The sequence below is a fragment of the Mesorhizobium sp. LHD-90 genome, assembly GCF_030929505.1.
Classification (GTDB): Bacteria; Pseudomonadota; Alphaproteobacteria; order Rhizobiales; family Rhizobiaceae; genus Kumtagia.
On sequence record NZ_JAVFVV010000020.1, the window covers coordinates 39,584 to 60,861 of the forward strand.

Below are 21,278 nucleotides of genomic sequence, written 5' to 3' on the forward strand. Positions count from 1 at the left end.
CTATAAGCCGATTTTCATACACCTAATCGCGAAGAAGGGCATCCATATGGCTGAATTGGCGGAAGGCGACATCGCGCCCGACATCGTGCTGCCGCGCGGCAGCGGCGGCACCATCTCGCTGAGCGGCCTCAAGGGAAAAAAGGTCGTCCTCTATTTCTATCCGAAGGACGACACCCAAGCCTGCACGGCCGAAGCCATCGATTTTTCCGCACTGAAGCGCGACTTCGAGGCGGCCGGCGCCGTGGTCGTCGGCGTGTCTCCGGACAACCCGAAGAAACACGGCAAATTCGCCGCAAAACATGCGATCTCGATCGATCTCGCCTCGGACGAGGATCTGGTGGCCGCCAACGCCTATGGCGTGTGGGTGGAGAAGAGCATGTATGGCCGCAGATACATGGGCGTCGAACGGTGCACCTTCCTGATCGGCACGGATGGGCGGATACGCCGCATTTGGCGAAAGGTGCGGGTGCGCGGCCACGCCGCGGAGGTGCTGGCGGCCGTGCGCGATCTTGGCGGCGACCCTGATGCGGCAGCATGAATGAGCGCAGGAACCCTTTTCGATTTCCCGCATTCTAGGAAAGGAACAACGATTGCCGGAGAAGACGTCATGCGCAGTATAGCTCTTTGGTTGCTTGGGATTCCGATCCCGATCATCATCCTTCTCTGGTTCTTCTTGGACTAGATCTGGAGATTTTACAGTTCAGTCGATGAAACCCGCCAAAGGTGGCGGGTTTTTCTGCATCTGCCCCCTCATTTTTTGGCATCCCGAACTCTCAGGCTGGAACCGCGGCGTATGGTGAGCGGTCCCGTCATGATCGCCGGAGTTGTGGCGCAAGCCTTTGTTAACCCTAACGATGTGTAATGCACCAATCGCTTGTACGCGTGGCAGATCGGGGTCCGGGGCGAGATGGCTGCTCATTCGACAGTGTTCGGCAAACGTCGCGAACCTCACACCGTCATCATCGCGCGCGGCAACTCGATCAAGCATTTCACAGTCCGGCCCTGGATGGCAGCGCTCGCCGGCTCGGTCGTAGCGGCGGTGACGCTGGGCTATTTTGCCGCAACCTCCTATCTCGTCTTCCGCGACGACCTGATCGGCGCGGCGATCGCCCGCCAGGCCCGCATGCAGCATGCCTATGAGGACCGCATCTCGGCGCTGCGCGCCCAGGTCGACCGCATCACCAGCCGCCAGTTGCTAGACCAGCAGCTCATGGAGACCAAGGTCACCGAATTGCTGGCGCGCCAGTCCAAGCTCAGCGAACGCCACAGCCGGATGGGACCGATCCTGGAAAAGGCGAACGCCTCGGCCGAGGAAGCGGCCGGCGCACAGCCCGCGCCGCGGCCGGGCGACCGCGCCGACGCCGGCACCCCTGCCCTCTCCTATGCGCGCGCGGCAAATGCCGCCACATTCCCGCTGTGGTCGACGCGGGACGGCAACGATCCGTCCGAATCCGCCGCCGACCGCGCCGACAAGCTGTTCGTTTCGATCAACCAGTCGCTGCGCACCATCGAAACCGAACAGATCGCGAAAATCTCGACCTTGGCCGACGACGCCTACCAGGCCGCCGACCAGATCTCCGAGATTCTGGAGGATGCCGGCCTGCCGGTCGACGCCGATTTCGGCAAGTCGGACATGGGCGGCCCGCTGATCGCCATCGACAATGTCCAGGCGTTCGACACCAAGGTCAGGGAACTCGACGTCGCGCTCGACCTGCTCGACCAGGTCAAGAAGCAGGCAAAGAGCCTGCCGATCGCCAATCCGGCGCCGGGTCGCTCGATCTCCAGCACCTTCGGCATGCGCAAGGACCCCATCCTCGGCACGCCCGCCCTGCATTCAGGAATGGACTTTCGCGCTCCGACCGGTACGCCGGCGACAGCCACCGCGGCAGGCGTCGTCACCATCGCCGGTTGGAACGGCGGCTACGGACGCCTGGTCGAGATCGACCATGGCAACGGGCTGGCCACCCGATTCGCCCATTTGAGCCGCATCGGCGTGAAGGAAGGCCAAAGGGTCCGGCTTGGAGACGTGATCGGCCTGACCGGCAACAGCGGACGCTCCACCGGCCCGCACATGCACTACGAAATCCGGCGCGGCGGCCACGCCGTCGATCCGCTGCGTTTCATCAAGGTCGGCAAGAAGCTGAGCCAGTTGCTGTGAGCCGCGCCCCCTGGGCCCCGGCAACGTCGTCACCCGGCCGATCCGATCAAGGCAGCGCGGCCCTCCGACGCTTGGCCGGCGAAGTGTTCTGCAAATCTTTCGGAGCATGCGTGGTCGCGCTTGACACTCTCCGGCGAACCCCTTAATCGGACGCCCACAACGCGGCTTTGCCCGACGTTGGTGCGCGGGTGTAGCTCAGTCGGTTAGAGTGCCGGCCTGTCACGCCGGAGGTCGCGGGTTCGAGCCCCGTCACTCGCGCCATTCTTTTCATGACGTTTTTCCGGCATTTGCGATAGCGGTCGCCGGTTGTCGGTCGCCTCCCCTGAGGGGTGTAGTTTCGGTCATCGTTGTTCGCCGGTAGCCAATACCGTCGGCGGCAGCCGGGACGACAGGATCGGGGCAACCCGGTGCAGAAGGGGGATCCTATGGCGTCGCGCGCCTCGCATAGAAAAAGCCGCTGCCGATTTCGTGACTTGAGTTCATCCCCCCGGAGCGCTTATTTCTCGATGTCCTAACCACAGGTAGAAGAGTGGTTTCGGTCCGCCGCCCGAACAGATTCGGGGTCCATGGCCATGCCGCGGGCGCGGATAAGAATTTGAGGGAAGCAATGACGTCGAGACGGGGCTGGATATCGATCGCGTCGATGATCGCCCTGTCGCTCTCGCTTGTCAGCGCGCCGTCGGGCAGCGCCAACGCCCAGAGCCTGTTCGAGACTCTGTTCGGCGGCGGCTTCAAGCGCGCCCGCCCCTCCGACTTCCCGCCCCCGCCGCGGAAGAACAGGAAAGCCGCGCCGGCGCAGAAAAAAGCCGCCGCGGCGCCGAAGATAGCCGGTCCCAGCTACAACACCTACAGGGCCGACCGGCTGGTGCGTGTCGATTTCTCGCCGCTGACCCGCGGCCCCACGCCAATCGCCTTCCAGGCCGCCGCCGCCTCCGGTTTCGACGGCGCGCTGGCCGGTCTCGAAGGTTACGACCTGTTGGCCGAGCGCGACATCGCCGCTGCGCTGACCGGTTTCTACGCGGATCACCGTGCCTTCGTCTGGGTCGAGCAGGGAGCGCCGAACGCCCACGCCGCCGAAGCCATCCGTGTGCTGAGCGAGGCCGCCAGCCACGGTCTCGATCCGGCCGACTATCTCGTCGCGGTGCCGGCGCCATCCGAAAGCGCGGCCGATCCGAACGACAGAAGCGCCGATCTGATCCGCTTCGAGATGACGCTTTCGGCCAAGGTGCTGCGCTATGCGCACGACGCCTCGATGGGCCGGATCGATCCCAACCGCATCTCAGGCTACTACGACTTTCCGGCAAAGCCGTTCGATCCGGCCGTCGTGCTTGCCGCGCTTTCCAACACCGCCGATGTCCGTGCCTTCCTCGAAACCCGTCATCCGAGCAATCCCGAATACCAGGCGCTGCGCGTCGAACTGGAGGCGCTGCAGGCGAGCGGCGTGCAGGATGAGGTGACGGTCGATCCCAGGCTGGTGCTGAAACCTGGCCAGACCAGCCCGGAACTGCCGAAACTGGTCCATCTGATCGCCCGCGACCTCGACGACGATATGGGCGGCAAATTTGGCGAAACGCTGTGGCGCAATGCCGCCACCCAAAGCTATTCCGACGAATTGGTGCCGGTCATCAAGGCGGTCCAGCAGCGCGCCGGTCTCAAGGCCGACGGCATTGTCGGCCCGCGCACCGTCAACGCGGTGGCAGGCACATCGAACGCCGACAAGATCGAGAAGGTGCGGATCGCGCTGGAGCAGTTGCGATGGCTGCCCTCCGACCTGGGCAGTCCCCGCGTCTTCGTCAATCAGCCGGCCTTCACCGCGAGCTACATCGACGGTGTCGAAAAGCTCAACATGCGCGTGGTGATCGGCGCGCCGTCGACGCAGACCAGCTTCTTCTACGACGAGATCGAACAGGTCGACTACAATCCCTATTGGGGCGTGCCGCAATCGATCATCGTCAACGAGATGCTGCCTCGGCTGCGCCGCGACCCCGGCTATCTCGACCGCGCTGGCTATGAGGTGACCGATTCCAAGGGGCGTCGCATCCCCTCCTCATCGATCAACTGGGGACGCTATGGCGGCGCGGTTCCGTTCAGCGTGCGACAGACGCCGAGCGAGGCCAACGCGCTGGGCGAACTAAAGATCCTGTTTCCCAACGAACATGCCATCTACATGCACGACACGCCGGTCAAGAACCTGTTCCAGCGCGATACGCGCGCCTTCAGCCATGGCTGCATAAGGCTGCAGGACCCGCGCGGCATGGCGGCGGCGGTGCTGGACACGTCCGTCGACCACATCGCGGCAAAACTGAAGCGCGGCCATTCGACCGAGAAGGTGACGCGAAAGATCCCGGTCTACGTCGCCTATTTCACCGCCTGGCCGACCATATCCGGCAAGGTCGAGTATTTCGGCGACATCTACGACCGCGACACGAAGCTGAAACTCGCCATTGCCGCGACGGAGGCGGCGCGCGCACCCGGCAGTTAGAGCGCTGCGGGCGCCTGCGCAAGCTGCGCCCGCTCAGGCCCTAGCGCAGCTTTTCGAGGCTGGAGCGAAAACGCCGCCCGTTGTCGACATAATGCTCGGCGGATTGCGCAAGCCTTGCCGCCGCCTGCTCGTCAAGGACGCGCACCGCCTTGGCCGGCGCTCCGACGATCAGCGAATTGTCCTCGAACACCTTGCCCTCGGTGACCAGCGCACCGGCTCCGACGAGGCAGTTCTTGCCAATGCGGGCGCCGTTGAGCACGATGGCGCCCATGCCGATCAGGCTGTTGTCGCCTATCGTGCAGCCGTGCAGGATGGCGCGGTGGCCAATGGTGCAACCCGCCCCGACATCGAGCGGAAAACCCGCGTCGGTGTGCATGATCACCTGCTCCTGGATGTTCGACCGCGCACCGATCGAAATGCGGTCGTTGTCGCCGCGGATGACCACGCCGAACCAGACGCCGGCATCCCGCCCGATCCGCACGTTGCCTATGACGGTCGCATCCGGCGCGATCCAGTTGCTCAGCTCGTCCTCGAATTCGGGCGCTGTTCCGTCAATCGCATAGATGGGCATCCTGCTTCCTTTGCTTCACCGCTGCGCCAGGACCACCGCGAATATCCGCTCCCGGCCCGCGCCGACGGCATTTAGTAGTCAGGCAAGCCGGTTCGCAAGCTTCACGTTGGCGACGGCGGGCGTTCGATGTTTACCGGTCGTTTACCATGGCGATGCACAGTCTCATCGAGACGCGCATCCGGACCCGTGGCGTTCCGGATGCGCCGGAAGCTCCCGTCAGGGCCTCGAGGCGCCGGAATGAACGCAGCAACGGTCGATGCGGCCGCCGAAGGGATCGAAGACCCAATCAGCTCGCGCCTGATGACGCGCATTTTTTTCGGCTTTGCGGTGCTGGCGATGCTGTCGCTGGCGCTGAGCCTAGTCGGCAAGTGGTTCGGATCGTCCATCGCGCTTGCCGGCTACACCGACGACCCATCGTCCAGGCAGGTTGTCATCGGCAACCACGTCATTGTCGCGCCGGCCAACACGATCCGCTTCGAGCGTGCCCGCCGCGACGGCATCGCCTCAAGGCTCGACCTCTATCTGCGCTGGCCGCAACTCGACGGCTACGCCAAGCAAGCCCGTGACGATTTCAACAATGTGGGCAACCGGCGAAACATCCTGTTCCTCGGCCTGGAGGAGCGGATGATGTCGCGCGACATGAGCGGCCGTTTCGCGCCGATCTACCGCTCGCTGATCGTCGCGCCCGGCCGCAAGGGCCCGGGCGGCCTGACGATCTACGAGTTCAGCAAGAAGTCGGGTTACCTCAACGAGGTTCTTGCTGTCGCGTCGCGCGGCGCGAACGAGCCTTTCGTCGCCCGCTGCCTTACCGGTCCGAGCGCGGAGGACTCGCTGGCGCCGTGCGAACGCGACGTCGATTTCGGCGACAATCTGAGCCTGACCTATCGCTTCCCGGCCGAACTGCTCGCCGACTGGAAAACACTCGACGCCGCGGTGATGGCAAGGGCCAGGGGCATGCTCAAGGCGAGCCGCTGAGCGGCTCCTTCGGCTCGCCCGTCAGCCAGCCGGCGCAGTCAGAAAAGAATCTCAGTTGAGGTCGATGTCGAGAATCGCCATCGAGAAATTGTAGTCGCCGTCCTCCTCGTCCTTGAACACAAGGCCGAGGAATTCGTCGCCGACATAGACTTCCGCCGAATCGGTTTTGCGCGGCCGCGCCTTCACCTGCATGTCCGGATTGCGGAAAATGCGCTTGAAGTAGGCGTCCAGTTTCTTGATCTCGTCGGGTTTCAAGCTTCGTCTCCGCGCTGCCGGGATGTTGTTGTCGAGCGCGCTTCTGGCACGCGGGAGAACGGACTGTAAAGGCTGCCGTTCCGCTTTGCCCAGTAGACATGCCCCGGGCAAACGCAACCTTGGGCGGAGCGGGACGGCTTCTAGCCGCCCGCCTGGGGCCGGAAATCAGATTTCGAAGCTGACGACGTGATCCATCGTCTGCGACGGCAGGAACTGGTCCATCTGCCTGGACGGACGGTCGCAGCCGCTCTCGCCGACGACGCGGGCCGGCACGCCGGCCACCGTCTTGTTGTGCGGCACCGGCGACAGCACCACCGAGCCGGCGGCGATTTTTGAGCAATGCCCGACCTCGATGTTGCCGAGGATCTTGGCGCCCGCGCCGATCAGCACGCCATAGCGGATCTTGGGATGCCGGTCGCCGCCGGCCTTGCCGGTGCCGCCCAGCGTCACGCCGTGCAGGATCGAGACGTCGTCCTCGATGACAGCCGTCTGGCCGACCACGAGCCCGGTCGCATGGTCGACGAAGATGCCCTTGCCGATGCGGGCGGCGGGATTGATGTCGGTCTGGAAGACGGCGGAGGACCGGCTCTGCAGATAGAGCGCGAAGTCCTGCCGGCCCTGATCCCACAGCCAGTGCGCCAGGCGATGCGTCTGGATGGCGTGAAAACCTTTGAAATAGAGAACCGGCATCATGAAACGGTCGCAGGCCGGGTCGCGGTCGTAATAGGCTTGGATGTCGACACGCACCGTGTTGCTCCAGTCGGGCGTTTCCGACAGCATTGCCCGGAAAGTCTGACGGATCAGGTCGGCGCCGACATCCGGGTGATCCAGCCGCTCGGCGATGCGGTGGATGACCGCGTCCTCCAGCGATTCCTGATTGAGGATCGTCGAATAGAGGAATGCCGACAGCAACGGATCGCGCGCGACCGCCTCCAGCGCCTCGCCGCGCACTGCGCTCCAGATCGGATCGACGGGCTGAAGCGCGCTCGGCTTCACCAGATTCTTCGTGCTCATCAGATGCCTCCGTCCCGGCCGAGGGGTCGCGCCTATATACCCCGGACTATAACGCGATTGAACTCAAATTTCTTCACCCTCCCGTCAAATGGATTGGATTGGCGGCTTTTCAAGAGTGTTTGGCAGGGCGTTCCGGCCACACCGCCCGTCGCGTCAAAGGGGATGGGCAGCCCAAAACTCCAGCGCCCGCTTCTTGAACGTGCGGTCGCCAACCGACAGCATATGGTCGCGGCCCACAATGTCGAACGCCTCGGCATTGGGCATTAGCGCGGCAAGTTCGGCGGGCGAGCCGCCGACATCGTCGGTCGTGCCGACGGCGACCAGCGTCGGCTGCGCGATCCGGGCGACCTCGTCTTCCGAAAGCAGCGTGCGCGAGGTCATGATGCAGGCGGCGAGCGCCCGGCGGTCGCTTTTGGTCTGGTCGGCGAAGGTGCGAAAGGTTTTTCCGCGCGCGTGGGTGATCGTGGACGGGTCGGCGGCGGTCAAGGCCTCGGCGATCGGGTCCCATTCGCCGACGCCATCGACCATGCCGATGCCAAGCCCGCCGAACACCAGGGTCGCCACCAGCGCCGGCTCGGCCAGCGCCAGGAAAGCGGAGATGCGCGCGCCCATGGAATAACCCATGACATGTGCCCGCCCGATGCCGAGATGCCGCAACAGCGCCGCCGCGTCGCCCGCCATCTTCTCCGGCGCGTAGTCGGCCGGCTCGTAGCTCTTCGAGGATCGGCCATGGCCGCGATTGTCGAAGGCGATCACCCTGTAGCCGGCCTGGGCAAGCGTCTTCACCCAGCCGGGGCCTACCCAGTTGACCTCCAGGCTGGACGCAAAACCGTGGATCAGCAGCACCGGCTCGGCCGCGCCCCCCGCATCCGGCGCGCGGTCGACATAGGCGAGGTCAAAACCTTCATGATTGAAGAACGCGGTCACTCTTGCCTCGAATCCTGGAGCCTCAGCCGCCGGCGGCCCGGTCGATCGCCGGGTGACGGATCTCGGTGCCGGCGACGATGCCTGTCCTTTCGGCCACGCCGGCATTGAGCTCCAGCACGAAGCGCACCGGCACGCCGGGCGAGATCACCGCTTCCGACTGCGGCTCACCCTGTTTCACGGCGCGCACCCGGCCGTCCTCGCCGATGAAGACGAGGTCGAGCGGCAGCGGCGTGTTCTTCATCCAGAAGCTCGCCGGCTGCGTGTTCTCGAACACGAACAGCATGCCGCGATCCTGCGGCATGGTCTCGCGGAACATCAGCCCGGTCGAGCGCTCCGCCGGGTCGTCCGCCACCTCGATGCCGAAGGATTTCACCCCCGACGCCGTGATCGCCACGAGCGGCGCGGGATCGACCGGCAGGTTTTGCGCCTGGCTGGTGGCGGGAAACGTCGTTTGCAGGAACAGGAAAGCGGCGGCCGCCAAGGCAGCCACGGTCGCGGTCCCTGCGAAAATCCAGGGCTTGCGGGGCATCGGAACTCCGTTCTGTCTCCGCAACCTCAGTGCGAAGCCGGCAAGGTCCCGATATCGGGGTGAATTTCGGCGGCCATAAGGCCCTTGTGCCCACGGCCGAAGCGCACCAGTACCACCTGCCCGGGCCTGAGCTCGGCCAGACCGTAGCGGCGCAGCGTCTCCATATGGATGAAAATGTCCTCGGTGCCCTCGCCGCGGGTCAGGAAACCGAACCCCTTGGTGCGGTTGAACCATTTCACCAGCGCGCGCTCCAGCCCGCTTTCGGCCGTGACCGTCACATGCGTGCGCTGTTCCGGCATCTCGGCCGGATGCACGGCGGTGGAATTGTCCATGCTGACGACGCGGAAGGCCTGCATGCCGCGCTCGCCACGCCGCGCCAGGCAGACGACACGAGCGCCTTCATGCGCGGTCTGGAAACCGTCGCGCCGCAGGCAGGTTACATGAAGCAGGACATCGCCAAAACCGTCGTCGGGCAGGATGAAACCGTAACCCTTGGCGACGTCAAACCATTTGATCGCGCCCGAGACCTCGACAACCCCCGCAACCTCATCGCCATCGACGTGCTGCAAGGTTTCGCCGGCCGCCAAGTCCCGCCCCACCGAAGAGGCCCTGTCCCCCATCCGACCGCACCTTTCCTGACGAGACACACGTGATTCTTTACAGAGAATAACATCGCGTGTTCGGGCAAGTGCAAGTCCCGTTCCGGCTTTTTTCACCTTGGAATGAACCGATTGCCGGCTATCATCGCGCCACGGCAACAGTTTTGCGCCACAAGGGTCCGGGCAGCGCCCGCGCCATGCTTGGCCGCGCGCCGCGGAAACGCCGATACACGAAGGGAATACAAATGCGCTACCTCCACACCATGGTGCGAATCACCGATGTCGACGCCTCGCTCGACTTCTACTGCAACAAGCTGGGGCTTGAAGAAGTGCGCCGTTACGAGAACGAGAAGGGCCGCTTCACCCTGATCTTCCTTGCCGCGCCGAAGGACAAGGGCGCGTCGAGCGCCGCCCGCGCACCGGAACTGGAGCTCACCTACAACTGGGATCCCGAAGACTATACCGGCGGCCGCAATTTCGGCCACCTCGCCTACAAGGTCGACAACATCTATGACACCTGCCGGCGCCTGATGGACGGCGGCGTCACCATCAACCGGCCGCCGCGCGACGGCCACATGGCCTTCGTCCGCTCGCCCGACAACATCTCGATCGAGATCCTTCAGGAAGGCGACCCGCTGCCGCCGGCCGAGCCCTGGGTGTCGATGCCTAACACCGGAAGCTGGTAACCCCGAAAGCCAGGTCGGGTGTGGGCCGTGGAAACGACGGCCCACACCCCGATAGAGCAAACTTGGAGTTTCGGCTGATCAGGCGGCCGCGCCGGCCTCGCCGCTGTCGACGGCTGCCTGATCCATCCACACCACCTCCCACACATGGCCGTCGGGATCCTCGAAGCTGCGGCTGTACATGAAGCCGTAATCCTGGCTCGGATTGGTGTCGACGACGCCGCCCGCCGAGCCAGCGCGCCCCACCACCGCGTCCACCTCCTCGCGGCTGTCGGCGGAAATAGCGATCATGAACTGGCTGGTCTTGTGCGCGTCGGCGATCGGCCGCTTGGTGAAGCTGCGGTATTTTTCATGCGTCAGCAGCATGGTGAAAATCGTTTCTGAAAACACCATGCAGGCGGCCGTGTCGTCGGAGAATTGCGGATTTTTGGTTCCCCCGACCGCCTCGTAGAATGCGATCGAGCGCGCCAGGTCGGTCACCGGCAGGTTGACGAAGATCATCTTGGGCATTTCAGCTTTCCTCTTTTCTGCTCAACCCGTCAGGGTCTGGTCGTGCGGCAGCGCGCTGGTTGATCGATACGCAGCTAGGACGAACGCGGGTGAATAAATCCGACAAGGCAAACTGAGAAAACAAGCACGACCATAAAAATCGAGGCCGATGTCGGCAATTCCGAAGTGCTTGCCTTGGCAAAATGCTGCCGCTACACGCAAAAACGCGATCGCATGCGTTGCCCGTATGCGTGCCCCACCGGGAGGATCTGTCATGAAGGACGTGCTCGTCGAACTCGCCCGCCGCCGCGACATCGCCCGGCTCGGCGGCGGCCAGGCCCGCATCGACGCCCAGCACAAGCGCGGAAAACTGACGGCGCGCGAACGCATCGACATTTTTCTCGACGAAGGCTCCTTCGAGGAGTTCGACATGTATGTCGAACACCGCTCCACCGATTTCGGCATGGAGAAGCAAAAGATCGCCGGCGACGGCGTCGTCACCGGCTGGGGTACCGTCAACGGCCGTCCCGTCTACCTGTTCGCCAAGGATTTCACCGTGTTCGGCGGCTCGCTGTCGGAGGCGCATGCCGAGAAGGTGATGAAGGTGCAGGACATGGCGCTGCGCAACCGCGCGCCGATCATCGGCATCTACGACGCCGGCGGCGCCCGCATCCAGGAAGGCGTGGCCGCCCTCGGCGGCTACGCGGAAATCTTCCAGCGCAACGTGCTCGCCTCCGGCGTCATCCCGCAGATCTCGGTCATCATGGGCCCCTGCGCAGGCGGCGACGTCTATTCGCCGGCCATGACCGACTTCATCTTCATGGTGCGCGACACCAGCTACATGTTCGTCACCGGCCCGGACGTGGTGAAGACCGTCACCAACGAGACGGTGACGGCCGAGCAGCTCGGCGGCGCTTCCGTTCACACGACGAAATCCTCGATCGCCGACGGCGCCTACGACAACGACGTCGAGGCGCTGCTGCAGATGCGCCGGCTGGTCGACTTCCTTCCCGCCTCCAACACGGCGGAAATTCCCGAGATCGAGTGCTACCAGTCCGTCACCGACCACGACATGTCGCTCGACCGCCTGATCCCCGACAACGCCAACAAACCCTACGACATCAGGGAACTGATCCTGAAGACCGCCGACGAGGGCGATTTCTTCGAGATCCAGGCGAGCTTTGCAAAAAACATCGTCACCGGCTTCGGCCGCATCGAGGGCCGCACGGTCGGTTTCGTCGCCAACCAGCCGATGGTGCTGGCCGGCGTGCTCGACTCGGACGCCTCCCGCAAGGCGGCGCGTTTCGTGCGCTTCTGCGATTGCTTCAACATACCGATCGTCACCTTCGTCGACGTGCCCGGTTTTCTGCCCGGCACCGCGCAGGAATATGGGGGGCTGATCAAGCACGGCGCGAAACTTTTGTTCGCCTATGCCGAGGCGACCGTGCCGAAAATCACCGTGATCACCAGAAAAGCCTATGGCGGCGCCTATGACGTGATGGCTTCGAAACATCTGCGCGGCGACATGAACTACGCCTGGCCGACCGCCCAGATCGCCGTGATGGGCGCAAAAGGCGCTGTCGAGATCATCTACCGAAAAGACATCGGCGACGCCGAAAAGATCGCCGAGCACACCAAACGCTACGAGGACCGCTTCCTGTCGCCCTTCGTGGCGGCCGAGCGCGGTTATGTCGACGAGGTGATCATGCCGCATTCCACGCGCCGCCGCGTGGCGCGGGCGCTGCGCATGCTGCGCAACAAGGATCTGCAGAACCCCTGGAAGAAACACGACAACATTCCGCTGTGAACGGCGGTGTCGGCGCTGTTCATCGCGCTCGGGCGCCGCTTCGGCCGCTTCGCAGTGCTGCTGCTCGCGCTTCCGGCAATTGTCGCGGTCGGCTTCTGGGTCACGCTCCTGGACGACTACACCATATGGTTCTTCCTGGGCGCCTTCATAGCCGTGCCGCTCGCCATGATGACCGTGGCGTCGCTGCTGGGGCTGCTGTTCGCTGGGTTCAGGCACTCGAAGGAGAAGTGCCCGGCAGGGCGATGAGGGGCGGCGCCAGCGGTGAGGCGAGCAAAACCGCTCAATACGGGGATGGAAAATGCGCCGCCTGAAAGAAATTTTTCTGCCGGGGCCGCCTTGCCCTTCGCCAACCAGTTGAAATCGTGCGCATGCGAATGTCCGACGAAACCGCCTTCGACAAAAAAATCGCGACGGCCGTCCCCCTCCCCAAAACCACGCGCATACTCATCGCCAGTTTCTCCTGCGTCAACGTATAGGTCTATAAATAGCTGATTTTGTTAATTAATTAATTGCATAGGAATTCTTCCCGGTATCTTTCCTAGTCCGATTTTACGGAATGCCGGCGGCATGGCATGATCGCCCCATGCCAGAAGCCGCCGTTCACGAGGTCAGCCGATGAGGCTCGGTGCAGAACTGCTTCGCCGCCGCCGGGCGGGCGAAACTGTCGCGGCCCTCGCCGTCGCCTATCATCTGCACAAGGGACGCATCCGGTTCTTGTGCAAGCTGGCGCAAGAGGACGAAAGGGTCCGGCTCGGCGATCAGCGGCCGGCTTCGGCCCATCGTCTTCGAAAATGATCATCCACGGCTTCGTTGTAGTGCTGCAACCGCGCGTCATAGGCGGCGATGGGACTAGCCGTCGTCTGGCCACTTGTCAGCTTTCTAAGGACGGCCCGGCGATGCCGGCGGTAGAGCTTGTGCGCGGATTGAGGGTCACGGCGCGACCCGCCCCACGAGTTGCATGTCAGCATGTCCGGTGCCGATAACGTCGCTGGGTCGAAGCGCGGCGTGTTTTCGAGATCGTCAAAGAGTTTGGCCCATGCCGGGTTTTCGCCGATTGCCCGTAGCGTCAGCAATTCCGAAGGGGTCGGCATCGCCTTGGCGCTTAGAGCGATCAGCCGGTCGAGTTCGGCTTGCAGACGGTCGAACTCGGCTACCATGACGCGTTCTCGACCCATGCCAGCCTGCCGGCGGCAATTTGCCAGTCGGCGCGGGCGATGATGCGCAGGGACAGGCTGAACGTCTGCCACATCGAGCGGACAGGGGCGGCGATATCGTCCATCGTGAGCGGCGGCGCGGCGGGAGCGGCGACAACCGGCGAGCTTGGGCTTGCCATATGCAGGACAGCTTCCTCGCTGCTGTCCATGGTTACGCCAGAGAAGCTGGCGATGAACGCGGCCGGGTCCAGTCCGATGACAATGCCGGGCGGCAGCAGCGCCGATGACAGATAAGGCGGGGGCGACGGCATCGAGCCGAGCGCGACTGCCTCCACCGGATTGACGATGAACATCACCGCGCGTCCACCCGCCGCCAGGACAGCGGCGGTCAAAGCCTTCAAGTCTTCACTCATCGATGCGCCTGCCGGCAACGCGGCTATCCCGGCGCGGATGCCGCCCGGCACGGTCGCCGTGGCGGCGTCGCTGGACAGGACGGCGAGGTCCACTGCGTCGCCGATATCGGCTCTTAGCAGTCCGGCGACGATTGCCTCCGAACGGGGACGCTGCACAACTTCTTTCGAGATCGCCGTGATGCTGGCGACCTTCTTCGGCTGCACCACGGCGCTGCCGAGATCAGCGGCGTTGACTGCTATCGGCTGTCCTTCGGCGATCCATGAGGCGGTTGGTTCGGCCGGCAGCCTTATCGAGAACGGCACCCGTCCAAATGTCTCGCCGGCAAGGTCGACTTCCATGCCGGCGGCGATCAGGCGCGGCAGCAGCGCCGGTGCCGGTCCTTCGCTCAGAAAGCCGAGCATGTCGCTGGCGTCGAGCAGGCCGAGCCACTGCGGCACCTGTGTCGTACCGAGCGCGGTTGCCGCCTTGCTGTAGCGATCATTCCAGACCGTTTCCATCGGCCGGGCCGGGCTGGCGAGCGCTTTGCAGACGATGCTTTTCAGGAACCTGTCGCCATCGCCGAAGGGGCTGTCGCGTTCCGCCCCGCGCCGTGCCGACTTGTGCAGGGCCGAGAGCGATTGCTGGACGTTGGCAATCTGGTTGCCGAGCCGGGTCACCGCAAAGTCGAAACTGTCCTGGGAAATGGTGCTCATGAAAAACCCGCCTTGGTGTTGAGCCGAGCGGCAGGCGAGCGCTTGGGAGGAGCGGAGCCGGTCGGCGGCAATTTTCAATCGACAGCACGACAGTAGCATAATCGGTGGTATCTAGATACCGCTTGCGCAGGCCGTAGCGGCCCCTAGGCGCGTGTTCTTCCGAGACGGGGCCGGAAGGCCGGCCGCCTCGCCAGACGCGACTGGCGGGCCAGTCTACGGCGTGCTGGCCGGTATGATGATCGGGAACAGGAGGTGTCATGCCGTGACCGGACGCAAAGGGCAGGCAAGCGGCGGCTTGAACCGCAAGAGCAGCGCGCAAAAACGCGATGAGGGATGCCGCGCGCATCGCCGGCTGGTCGACGATCTGACGCCGCTGACCCTGCCGACGCCGCCGGTGCCGCCACGCATGGACGGCGAGGAAGCCGAACTGTGGCTAGAGGTCGGCGGACGCTATGCACATTGCGATCTTTCGCTGCTGGAAACCTACATTCGCGCATCGGTCATGGAACGGCGGCTTGGCGTGCGGGCATCACAAGGCGCGCGGCAGTTTCGCGAGTGGCGGCAGGCCGCCGACACCAAGCGGCACCTTCACGCCGAACTCTTGCGGGTTCCGCCGCCGGCCGTGCCGCAACCGGTCGATGCGATGGAAGTGTTGCTCGCCGAATTCGAGCGGGCCAGACAAGCCGCCGCCGAAACGCGGCGGAGCGGCGCGATCGAACGGTAGTGCCCATTGATTGCGGCCCGGAGAATTCTTTTCGGTGAGGGTTATTGCGCGTTATGGGAGGGGCCGGTCATGCCGGGAACCCCTAGGATTTTCCTCCTCCCCCCGGTGGCGAACACCTCCCATGAAAATGTTTACGCATGAGGGGCAGACTGATGCGCCATAGATGGATTCGCGGGTTCGGTGATGCCGGCAACTGTAACGTTTTGGCAAGCGTTGAAGCTCATTCACGCAACGTTCGTTAATCCGAAGGCTGTCGTCCAAGCGGCAATGGAAGAATCTCGCCTTGAAAGCGAGGAGAGCAGGACACGGAGCCATTTGCCGTTTCCTAGTGCGGAAGAACAAATGCTTGCTGGTGTCCACGCCATCGCGGCCGGGATCGGAAAGTCACTTATTTGGGCCTGCGGCATCGGGTTGGCCGGCTTTGCGTTAGGCCAGATCGCTTTGAGAACCTTCGGCCCGAGCCAGCCGGCGGTCGTTATGATAGCGATCACCGCTGGTCTCCTATTGATGTGGGCGGCGCTCGGTGTGCAGGGCTGGAATATTCAGTCAATCGACGGCACAACGCTGCCGGAGCGCATCAATCAATGGATTTACCGCAGTCTTTCGATTACCGGTGCGTTCCTTGCCGTTGTGTCTGCAAGTTGGGGACTTCTCTAAAAAAGTGCCGGCTGCACACAAAAGGGCCAGCCCTATAACGTCAAACTCGACGAGACTGGCCCCGATGCGATGCGACCGCGCTTTGACGGCCGAAACTCTCCGAAACGGCGGCGGTCGCCCGGCTAGCATACCAGCGCCGCTCCGGCTTGTCCTGTTGGTAGCTCTCAGTTTGAATTTCAGACGGCCGGCCGCGTGTTAGCTGTCGGCGCGCGTCGTCCGGTCCTGAACGCCACGTTTCCGGCCTTTCGGTCCGATGGGCTTCATACGCCTAGATTCTTGGTAACGATCAGCTTGATGTGGTCGCCGGGCTCTCGCGACTCAAACGCCGAATGGATAATCTGCACCACCCGAAAAAGTTCGTCGGTCTCTTGCCCTGTTACCGACACGGAGATGACTTCACCAACGCGAGGAACTGCGATGAAACGGTAAGAGCCGAGTTCCAGAATCTCGCCTTCAACGAGAACCTCACACATGACGGATTCAGCAACCATGCGCGCCCCCTTCGGTTGCAAGTAAGCTCCGAGGGAGTGAACCGGATCGCGACAGGCGCGTCAACCGGGTCGAAGTTTAAACTAAGGCACTACCTAGCCTGCATGGGTGCTTCGGCTCCCCACGACTCCCATCCGATTCGCGCCTTGCGGGCGAACATTTCCAGCTTCGGCAAGGTGGGGAACAGCGACTCGATGAGCGTGTAGACGGGGTCCGGCTTTTGGCTGTGGCGGCCGCGCCGTGCGCGCAGCAGACTCGGCCATTGCGTTCCCGGTGCCGGTGCGGGGATGTTGCCGCGCGTTCCGACCAGCAGATGTTCGGTCTGGTTACGAAACCAGTAGCCGGTTCCGGCTACTTCCTTGTCCCATGTTAGCATCGACTTGAAGCAGAATCCCCATCTCGTCAGGACTGCGAGGCCATCGGGCAGCATGGGGGTGGTGATCCACAGGAACAGCGCGCAATCGGCGGCGGCAATCGCCGGCACGTCCAGCGCGGCGATCATCGCGGCTGTCAAGGTCGGGTAGTGGTTGTCGGCGGCGCGGTCCATGCCGGTGTCGCGACTGTATGGTTCGAACCGCCATGGTGGATCGGCAAGGATGACGCCATAGCGGCGGACGGGAAAGGCGATCTGCCGTTCGGCAAGAGCGCGTTCAAGGCCGTCGCGTTTCGTGACCTTGCCGGCAATTGCCGAGCGGCGGCGCTCGGCCGCAAGCTTCCGCCGTCGCCGTTTCTGGCGTTCGGCGGAAGTCATTGCACCTGATTTGTGCAGCGGCGGGCGGCCCATTTTGTGATGCCTGACCGTCACGAAACGTCGCCGTCCGGCGGATCGAGCAATAGTTTCAGGCTGGACCTGATCTGGAATAGCCATTGGTCGCAGGGGCTGCTGTCGAAACCGCGCAACAGCAGCCGTTCGGCTTCGTCGGCCGGTTCAAGTTGCTCCAGCGCGGTGCGGATATCCCGCGCTTGGTCGACAAGGCTGGCGATCCTTTCCAGCCCGGTGCGGACGGCGCTCATGTCGCTGCCTCGCACACGTCCATCTCGATCATGTCGAGTTCGCTGCGGAGGCGGGTGACGAGATCGCGCACCCGGTACAGCGGAAGTTTGTCCGCTGCTTCCTCGATCATGTCGCGAAGCTTGGCCTCACAATTGTCGGCCCAAAACTCGTACTCGTCCTGTGTTACCCTTGCGGTAGGCATCTGTTTTCCTTTCTTTTTTCAGAACTGGAGTCCGCTTGCCGGCACGGCGAAGATGTAGACGACATCCTCGCCGTCGCCGACGAAGCCGGGGAGCATGTGCAGCGGCATGATCGCCTTGCGTTCGATCACGCCGCGCCGGCCAGGTGGTTTGCCGTCCTTGTGACGACAGACCACCTGCCATTGCCTGCGCTCAAAAGGGGATGTCATCATCGGGGACGGGCGATCCGCCGGACTGTGGCGTCGGGTTGGCCGGACGCAGTGGCTCACGGGACGGTACATCCACCCGGATGCCGTCGACCATGCGGCCCTGAAAATTCACCTTGGCCGTGTAGAGGATGATTTCATGCCCTGCCCAGCCATCGGTTTCATCGCCAAGCTCATTGGCAAGGATGCCGGCATTGGTGCGGTTGACGATAAAACCCTTCTGCCTTCCCCGGAAATAGGCGACCAGCTTGTGCTCATCGCCGATATCCTCGACCCCGACAGAGGCGATGACGACATGGGCGCGCCGCCCCTGCAAATCTTCGGCCTTGATGTAGGCCGATGCAAAATGTTCACTGATACGCATTTGCTTCTCCTAACCGTAATATCCCGCAAAATCAGTATGTTGGGTGTGTCCGCTACATTCGCTTGCTCCTCCGTTTTTACAGTTCCCCGTCTCTCTGCCTTCCCATGTACCCTCACGTCAGGTCTCTCACTCTCTCCAAACCCTTGCGGCACAAGGCTTTGAGGCACATTTCAGGTCTCTCCTCCCCGCCAGCATGTGAGAGACCTGAAATCCTCGCAAAGCCTTGCGCCATAAGGGTTTGGAGAGAGTGAGAGACTTGACATGAGGGGGTGAGGGTGCGCGGGCTCATGAATAACGCTCCCAGACTTCTGCAAACTGCCGCCAGCGATAGCCGCCCGCACGCTCCCGCCCGACCAGTTGCGGGCGAACGCCAAAGGAGCGGAGCATGTTTGCGAGCTTGTATTGCGTGAGCGGCCGCTGTGCCCTGCCGAATGCCGCCCATGGTTTTTCGGCAGCCGATATCAACAGGTCGACCAGCCTCGAACTGGTAATCGTGGCATCGCTTTTGGGTGCAAGCGCTGCCTCGCGCTGGTGTTCGAGGTAGAGGCCGTCGAACACCTCCCGGATATCCGTGAGCAGCGCTATCGACAGGTTATCGTCTTCTTCGGCACCGGCGGGGACGGCATCGCGCCACACGGCCGCAAGTGCTGCACGGATGCCGTCTGGCCATGCGCCACCAAGTACGGCGGCGATCTTGAAAAGCGGCCGGGCACAGTCGCATTGCCGGTCATCGAAAGCGGAAGGGAAAACCGTGCTGTCCAGCCGCGCCGCCTGCACCGCATCGCTGTTGTCCTGTGCCCAACGCGCAAGCTTGCGGCCGATATCGACAAGCCCGGCTTGGCTGGAATCGAAATCGAAAGTCTCCACCGCGTCGGCTTTTGTCTTGCGGCGAAGCTGGATCGGGATGCACCTGTCGCCCAGGCTGCCGCCGATCCGTCCGATGCCGGCAAGCAGCATGGGCGCGTAGGTGCGGAACTGGCGCGGCACCATGGCGGAGCCTTCGCCGGTCATCCGCCATGTCGCGCCGGTCCTTTCGTAACCGGAGCACATCAGGCTCAGCAGCGCCGGCCTGTCACTGTTCCTGCGGTCCAGCAGTGACTGTACCTCATCGAACAGGAAGCTTGGGCGGCTCAGTTCGGCGAGGTGGTAGATGACGGCGGCGGAGACGTTCTCGCCAAGCATGGGCTTCGCCACCATGCCGGCGACGATGCGCCGGAGCGTCGATTTTCCGCACCGTTTGGTCGGCGAGAAGACGTTCAGTCGCGGGCTGTGAAAGAAGGCACCGGCAAGGTGCGTGTGCAATACCCATAGGACCGTTACTGCCCGCTGCTCCTCTGTCATGACGACATGACGGGCCAGCACGGCAATTGCTTCGTCCAGCGCGGCGCCGCCGTCGACAGCCTCCGGCCACGGTTCGGTATCCGCAATGGCAGCGGCAGCCGCTGCAGCGGCGGCCCGTCTCGTTTCGCCGCCCTTGCCACGTCCGCGTTTCGCCGTCGCGCCGTCCAATGCCTCTTCGACTTCCAGCTTGTCGTGGCCGCGTTCGATCGCAGCCGGGGACAACACCGTCAGCACGTCACCGAGCGACAGCTTGCCATCGCGGATCAGTCCAGCCGCTTCCCATGTCGCGCTGACAATGGCGTCGTGAGCGGTGCCGGTGGCAGCGGTGCGGATTTTTTCGGCAAGATCGTCCAGCGTCCGGCTTGCCTTGCTTCTGCGGCGGGTCAGCAGATCGGCAAGTTCCTCCGGCAGGGGTGGAGCGTCGGCGAGCCGCAGCCCGTTCAGCCACTGGTAGGGTGGCCGCGTCATGTCCAGCCGGGACGGCGGCAGGACGGCGAAGGAACCTTCGCCCTTCACGTCCAGCCCGGAGCCGAGCACCCCGGCGCTTGAAGTGATCTTCTGCCCCGGTTTCAGCCGGAAGATGAACCCGTTGCCATTGGATTGCGTCAGCCAGCCGGGCACACGCTCCAGCGTCAGCCCGGTCTTTGCCTTCAGCAGCTTCAACGACTTGAAACCGTCGACACCGGGATGACCGGCAGGACTGTCCACGTCGAGAAGCAGCAGCCCGCTGCGGCTGCCGGTCAGGACCGCAACGCCGACATCCGGTTGCGGATAGTTCAGATTGAACCAGCGGGTAATTGTCTCCGGATCGATCGAAGCGGCATCCTGCCAGGCACCGAAGACCGGAACCTTCCTCCACTTGCCCGAGCGCATCTTGCGGCGGACCGGGATAAGCGGGAAGCCGGAAGCGGCGAGATCAAGCGCGGCGTCGAGAACTTCGCTGGTCATGGGACTGGCGGCCCCTTCCGCAGACGGGACACGATTTCGGTGAGCTTGCGGCGCTGTCTGGAATCCACCCGCAGCCATTGCGCGGACATCTTGCGCAGGAAGCGGATTTCGGCGGGTTTCAGACAGTCGCGGCACGGTTCCGCCAGAAGGACTGCCGCCGCAGTCTTGGCAGGCAGTCGGTCGATGCCAGGCGGCACCGCCGCCGGCAGGGTCTCGAACAAGGAAGGCTGGACAAGCATGGGATGCGCCTCGCTTAAAAAAAGATCGGCGGCGGCAGGGGTCTGCCGTCGCCGATCTTTGCTCACCGGTCGTTTTCGAGACCGGCCAGGACATCGGCCCAGCGCTTGCGGGTGCGGGCTAGCCTCGCAGCACGTTTGTCCAGGCGTTCAATCTGACGCTGAACCGCGCGACGCAGGGCGGCGAGCGGTTCGCTGACATCGGGTGGTCGGCCGGGTCCAATACGCGGACGCTCGACGTGGCGCCGACCGTCGCTGGCAAGGAAAGTGTTCATGTGAAGTCTCCATGGTGAGACCCCACACCTTGACTTTTAGGTTCCGGACACGGAAAAGGAGGGGCTTCCCATCCTTTTTTCGTCGTGACCGTCCC

At 63.5% G+C, this 21,278-nt stretch carries 28 protein-coding genes and 1 tRNA gene; 10 read left to right on the forward strand and 19 right to left on the reverse strand.

Going from position 1 to position 21,278, the window contains the following annotated elements:
• The first annotated feature begins 46 nt into the window (after positions 1-46).
• From RB623_RS24130 to RB623_RS24145, 4 genes are all read left to right on the forward strand, one after another.
• Positions 47-538 (forward strand): peroxiredoxin, encoded by a 492-nt coding sequence (locus RB623_RS24130; RefSeq protein ID WP_308059609.1) that lies wholly within the window; start codon positions 47-49, stop codon positions 536-538.
• Between the two features lie 369 nt (positions 539-907).
• The gene (locus RB623_RS24135; RefSeq protein WP_308059610.1) at positions 908-2,158 is read left to right on the forward strand and encodes a M23 family metallopeptidase; all 1,251 of its coding nucleotides are present in this window, start codon (positions 908-910) and stop codon (positions 2,156-2,158) included.
• A gap of 184 nt (positions 2,159-2,342) precedes the next feature.
• Positions 2,343-2,419: transfer RNA gene (locus RB623_RS24140), tRNA-Asp, on the forward strand.
• Positions 2,420-2,765: 346 nt separating this feature from the next.
• Positions 2,766-4,640, forward strand: coding sequence for a L,D-transpeptidase family protein (locus tag RB623_RS24145; RefSeq protein ID WP_308059611.1), 1,875 nt, complete (start codon positions 2,766-2,768; stop codon positions 4,638-4,640).
• Between the two features lie 40 nt (positions 4,641-4,680).
• On the opposite strand, the gene RB623_RS24150 is transcribed toward RB623_RS24145, so the two are convergent.
• The gene (locus RB623_RS24150) at positions 4,681-5,211 is read right to left on the reverse strand and encodes a gamma carbonic anhydrase family protein (RefSeq protein ID WP_308059612.1); all 531 of its coding nucleotides are present in this window, start codon (positions 5,209-5,211) and stop codon (positions 4,681-4,683) included.
• 237 nt (positions 5,212-5,448) lie between these two features.
• On the opposite strand from RB623_RS24150, the gene RB623_RS24155 reads away from it, so the two are divergent.
• A complete protein-coding gene (locus tag RB623_RS24155; RefSeq protein WP_308059613.1) occupies positions 5,449-6,186 on the forward strand; it encodes a hypothetical protein in 738 nt (245 codons plus the stop codon).
• 51 nt (positions 6,187-6,237) lie between these two features.
• Here RB623_RS24155 and RB623_RS24160 read toward each other — a convergent pair whose 3' ends face one another.
• The 5 genes from RB623_RS24160 to RB623_RS24180 all read right to left on the reverse strand — a co-directional run bounded on the left by RB623_RS24160 (position 6,238) and on the right by RB623_RS24180 (position 9,531).
• Positions 6,238-6,441, reverse strand: coding sequence for a DUF3126 family protein (locus RB623_RS24160; RefSeq protein ID WP_308059614.1), 204 nt, complete (start codon positions 6,439-6,441; stop codon positions 6,238-6,240).
• Positions 6,442-6,606: 165 nt separating this feature from the next.
• On the reverse strand, positions 6,607-7,455 hold the full coding sequence (gene cysE, locus RB623_RS24165; protein ID WP_308059615.1) for a serine O-acetyltransferase: 849 nt from the start codon (positions 7,453-7,455) through the stop codon (positions 6,607-6,609).
• Positions 7,456-7,608: 153 nt separating this feature from the next.
• Positions 7,609-8,382, reverse strand: a complete 774-nt coding sequence (locus tag RB623_RS24170) for an alpha/beta hydrolase (RefSeq protein WP_308059616.1) — start codon at positions 8,380-8,382, stop codon at positions 7,609-7,611.
• A 22-nt stretch (positions 8,383-8,404) separates the two neighbouring features.
• Positions 8,405-8,911 carry a DUF192 domain-containing protein gene (locus RB623_RS24175; RefSeq protein ID WP_308059617.1) on the reverse strand — a complete coding sequence of 169 codons (507 nt, stop codon included), beginning with the start codon at positions 8,909-8,911 and terminating at the stop codon, positions 8,405-8,407.
• Positions 8,912-8,937: 26 nt separating this feature from the next.
• Positions 8,938-9,531 carry a cold-shock protein gene (locus tag RB623_RS24180; protein WP_308059618.1) on the reverse strand — a complete coding sequence of 198 codons (594 nt, stop codon included), beginning with the start codon at positions 9,529-9,531 and terminating at the stop codon, positions 8,938-8,940.
• A gap of 224 nt (positions 9,532-9,755) precedes the next feature.
• On the opposite strand from RB623_RS24180, the gene RB623_RS24185 reads away from it, so the two are divergent.
• On the forward strand, positions 9,756-10,196 hold the full coding sequence (locus RB623_RS24185; protein ID WP_308059619.1) for a VOC family protein: 441 nt from the start codon (positions 9,756-9,758) through the stop codon (positions 10,194-10,196).
• A gap of 78 nt (positions 10,197-10,274) precedes the next feature.
• Here the strand turns inward: RB623_RS24185 and RB623_RS24190 are convergent, their stop codons facing one another.
• Entirely contained in the window at positions 10,275-10,703 is a 429-nt protein-coding gene (locus tag RB623_RS24190; RefSeq protein ID WP_308059620.1) for a VOC family protein, read from the reverse strand.
• 253 nt (positions 10,704-10,956) lie between these two features.
• On the opposite strand from RB623_RS24190, the gene RB623_RS24195 reads away from it, so the two are divergent.
• On the forward strand, positions 10,957-12,489 hold the full coding sequence (locus RB623_RS24195; RefSeq protein ID WP_308059621.1) for an acyl-CoA carboxylase subunit beta: 1,533 nt from the start codon (positions 10,957-10,959) through the stop codon (positions 12,487-12,489).
• 6 nt (positions 12,490-12,495) lie between these two features.
• Positions 12,496-12,735, forward strand: a complete 240-nt coding sequence (locus RB623_RS24200) for a hypothetical protein (protein ID WP_308059623.1) — start codon at positions 12,496-12,498, stop codon at positions 12,733-12,735.
• A 354-nt stretch (positions 12,736-13,089) separates the two neighbouring features.
• Here RB623_RS24200 and RB623_RS24205 read toward each other — a convergent pair whose 3' ends face one another.
• Genes RB623_RS24205 through RB623_RS24215 form a run of 3 tightly spaced genes read right to left on the reverse strand, consistent with a single transcriptional unit; the run spans position 13,090 to position 14,749 of the window.
• Positions 13,090-13,269: a hypothetical protein gene (locus RB623_RS24205; protein ID WP_308059624.1), complete on the reverse strand. Its 180-nt coding sequence runs from the start codon at positions 13,267-13,269 to the stop codon at positions 13,090-13,092.
• Positions 13,248-13,646: a hypothetical protein gene (locus RB623_RS24210; RefSeq protein ID WP_308059625.1), complete on the reverse strand. Its 399-nt coding sequence runs from the start codon at positions 13,644-13,646 to the stop codon at positions 13,248-13,250. The genes RB623_RS24205 and RB623_RS24210 overlap by 22 nt, the downstream gene beginning before the upstream one ends.
• Positions 13,640-14,749, reverse strand: coding sequence for a phage major capsid protein (locus tag RB623_RS24215; RefSeq protein WP_308059626.1), 1,110 nt, complete (start codon positions 14,747-14,749; stop codon positions 13,640-13,642). Before RB623_RS24215 ends, RB623_RS24210 begins: the two co-directional genes overlap by 7 nt.
• 262 nt (positions 14,750-15,011) lie before the next feature.
• Between RB623_RS24215 and RB623_RS24220 the strand changes: the two genes are divergently transcribed.
• Together RB623_RS24220 and RB623_RS24225 are read left to right on the forward strand one after the other, a co-directional pair.
• On the forward strand, positions 15,012-15,473 hold the full coding sequence (locus RB623_RS24220; RefSeq protein WP_308059627.1) for a hypothetical protein: 462 nt from the start codon (positions 15,012-15,014) through the stop codon (positions 15,471-15,473).
• 183 nt (positions 15,474-15,656) lie between these two features.
• Entirely contained in the window at positions 15,657-16,130 is a 474-nt protein-coding gene (locus tag RB623_RS24225) for a hypothetical protein (RefSeq protein ID WP_308059628.1), read from the forward strand.
• A gap of 260 nt (positions 16,131-16,390) precedes the next feature.
• On the opposite strand, the gene RB623_RS24230 is transcribed toward RB623_RS24225, so the two are convergent.
• The 9 genes from RB623_RS24230 to RB623_RS24270 form a co-directional block, all read right to left on the reverse strand.
• Positions 16,391-16,621 (reverse strand): hypothetical protein, encoded by a 231-nt coding sequence (locus tag RB623_RS24230; protein WP_308059630.1) that lies wholly within the window; start codon positions 16,619-16,621, stop codon positions 16,391-16,393.
• Positions 16,622-16,710: 89 nt separating this feature from the next.
• Positions 16,711-17,403 carry an MT-A70 family methyltransferase gene (locus RB623_RS24235; protein ID WP_308059631.1) on the reverse strand — a complete coding sequence of 231 codons (693 nt, stop codon included), beginning with the start codon at positions 17,401-17,403 and terminating at the stop codon, positions 16,711-16,713.
• Between the two features lie 17 nt (positions 17,404-17,420).
• Complete coding sequence (locus RB623_RS24240) at positions 17,421-17,633, reverse strand: hypothetical protein (protein WP_308059632.1); 213 nt, start codon at positions 17,631-17,633, stop codon at positions 17,421-17,423.
• On the reverse strand, positions 17,630-17,815 hold the full coding sequence (locus RB623_RS24245) for a hypothetical protein (protein ID WP_308059633.1): 186 nt from the start codon (positions 17,813-17,815) through the stop codon (positions 17,630-17,632). The genes RB623_RS24240 and RB623_RS24245 overlap by 4 nt, the downstream gene beginning before the upstream one ends.
• An 18-nt stretch (positions 17,816-17,833) precedes the next feature.
• Positions 17,834-18,025, reverse strand: coding sequence for a hypothetical protein (locus tag RB623_RS24250; RefSeq protein WP_308059634.1), 192 nt, complete (start codon positions 18,023-18,025; stop codon positions 17,834-17,836).
• Positions 18,006-18,383, reverse strand: coding sequence for a hypothetical protein (locus RB623_RS24255; protein ID WP_308059635.1), 378 nt, complete (start codon positions 18,381-18,383; stop codon positions 18,006-18,008). The genes RB623_RS24250 and RB623_RS24255 overlap by 20 nt, the downstream gene beginning before the upstream one ends.
• A 285-nt stretch (positions 18,384-18,668) precedes the next feature.
• Entirely contained in the window at positions 18,669-20,672 is a 2,004-nt protein-coding gene (locus tag RB623_RS24260) for a bifunctional DNA primase/polymerase (RefSeq protein ID WP_308059637.1), read from the reverse strand.
• Positions 20,669-20,977: a hypothetical protein gene (locus tag RB623_RS24265; protein WP_308059638.1), complete on the reverse strand. Its 309-nt coding sequence runs from the start codon at positions 20,975-20,977 to the stop codon at positions 20,669-20,671. Before RB623_RS24265 ends, RB623_RS24260 begins: the two co-directional genes overlap by 4 nt.
• A complete protein-coding gene (locus RB623_RS24270) occupies positions 20,974-21,183 on the reverse strand; it encodes a hypothetical protein (protein ID WP_308059640.1) in 210 nt (69 codons plus the stop codon). Before RB623_RS24270 ends, RB623_RS24265 begins: the two co-directional genes overlap by 4 nt.
• Between the last annotated feature and the right edge of the window lie 95 nt (positions 21,184-21,278).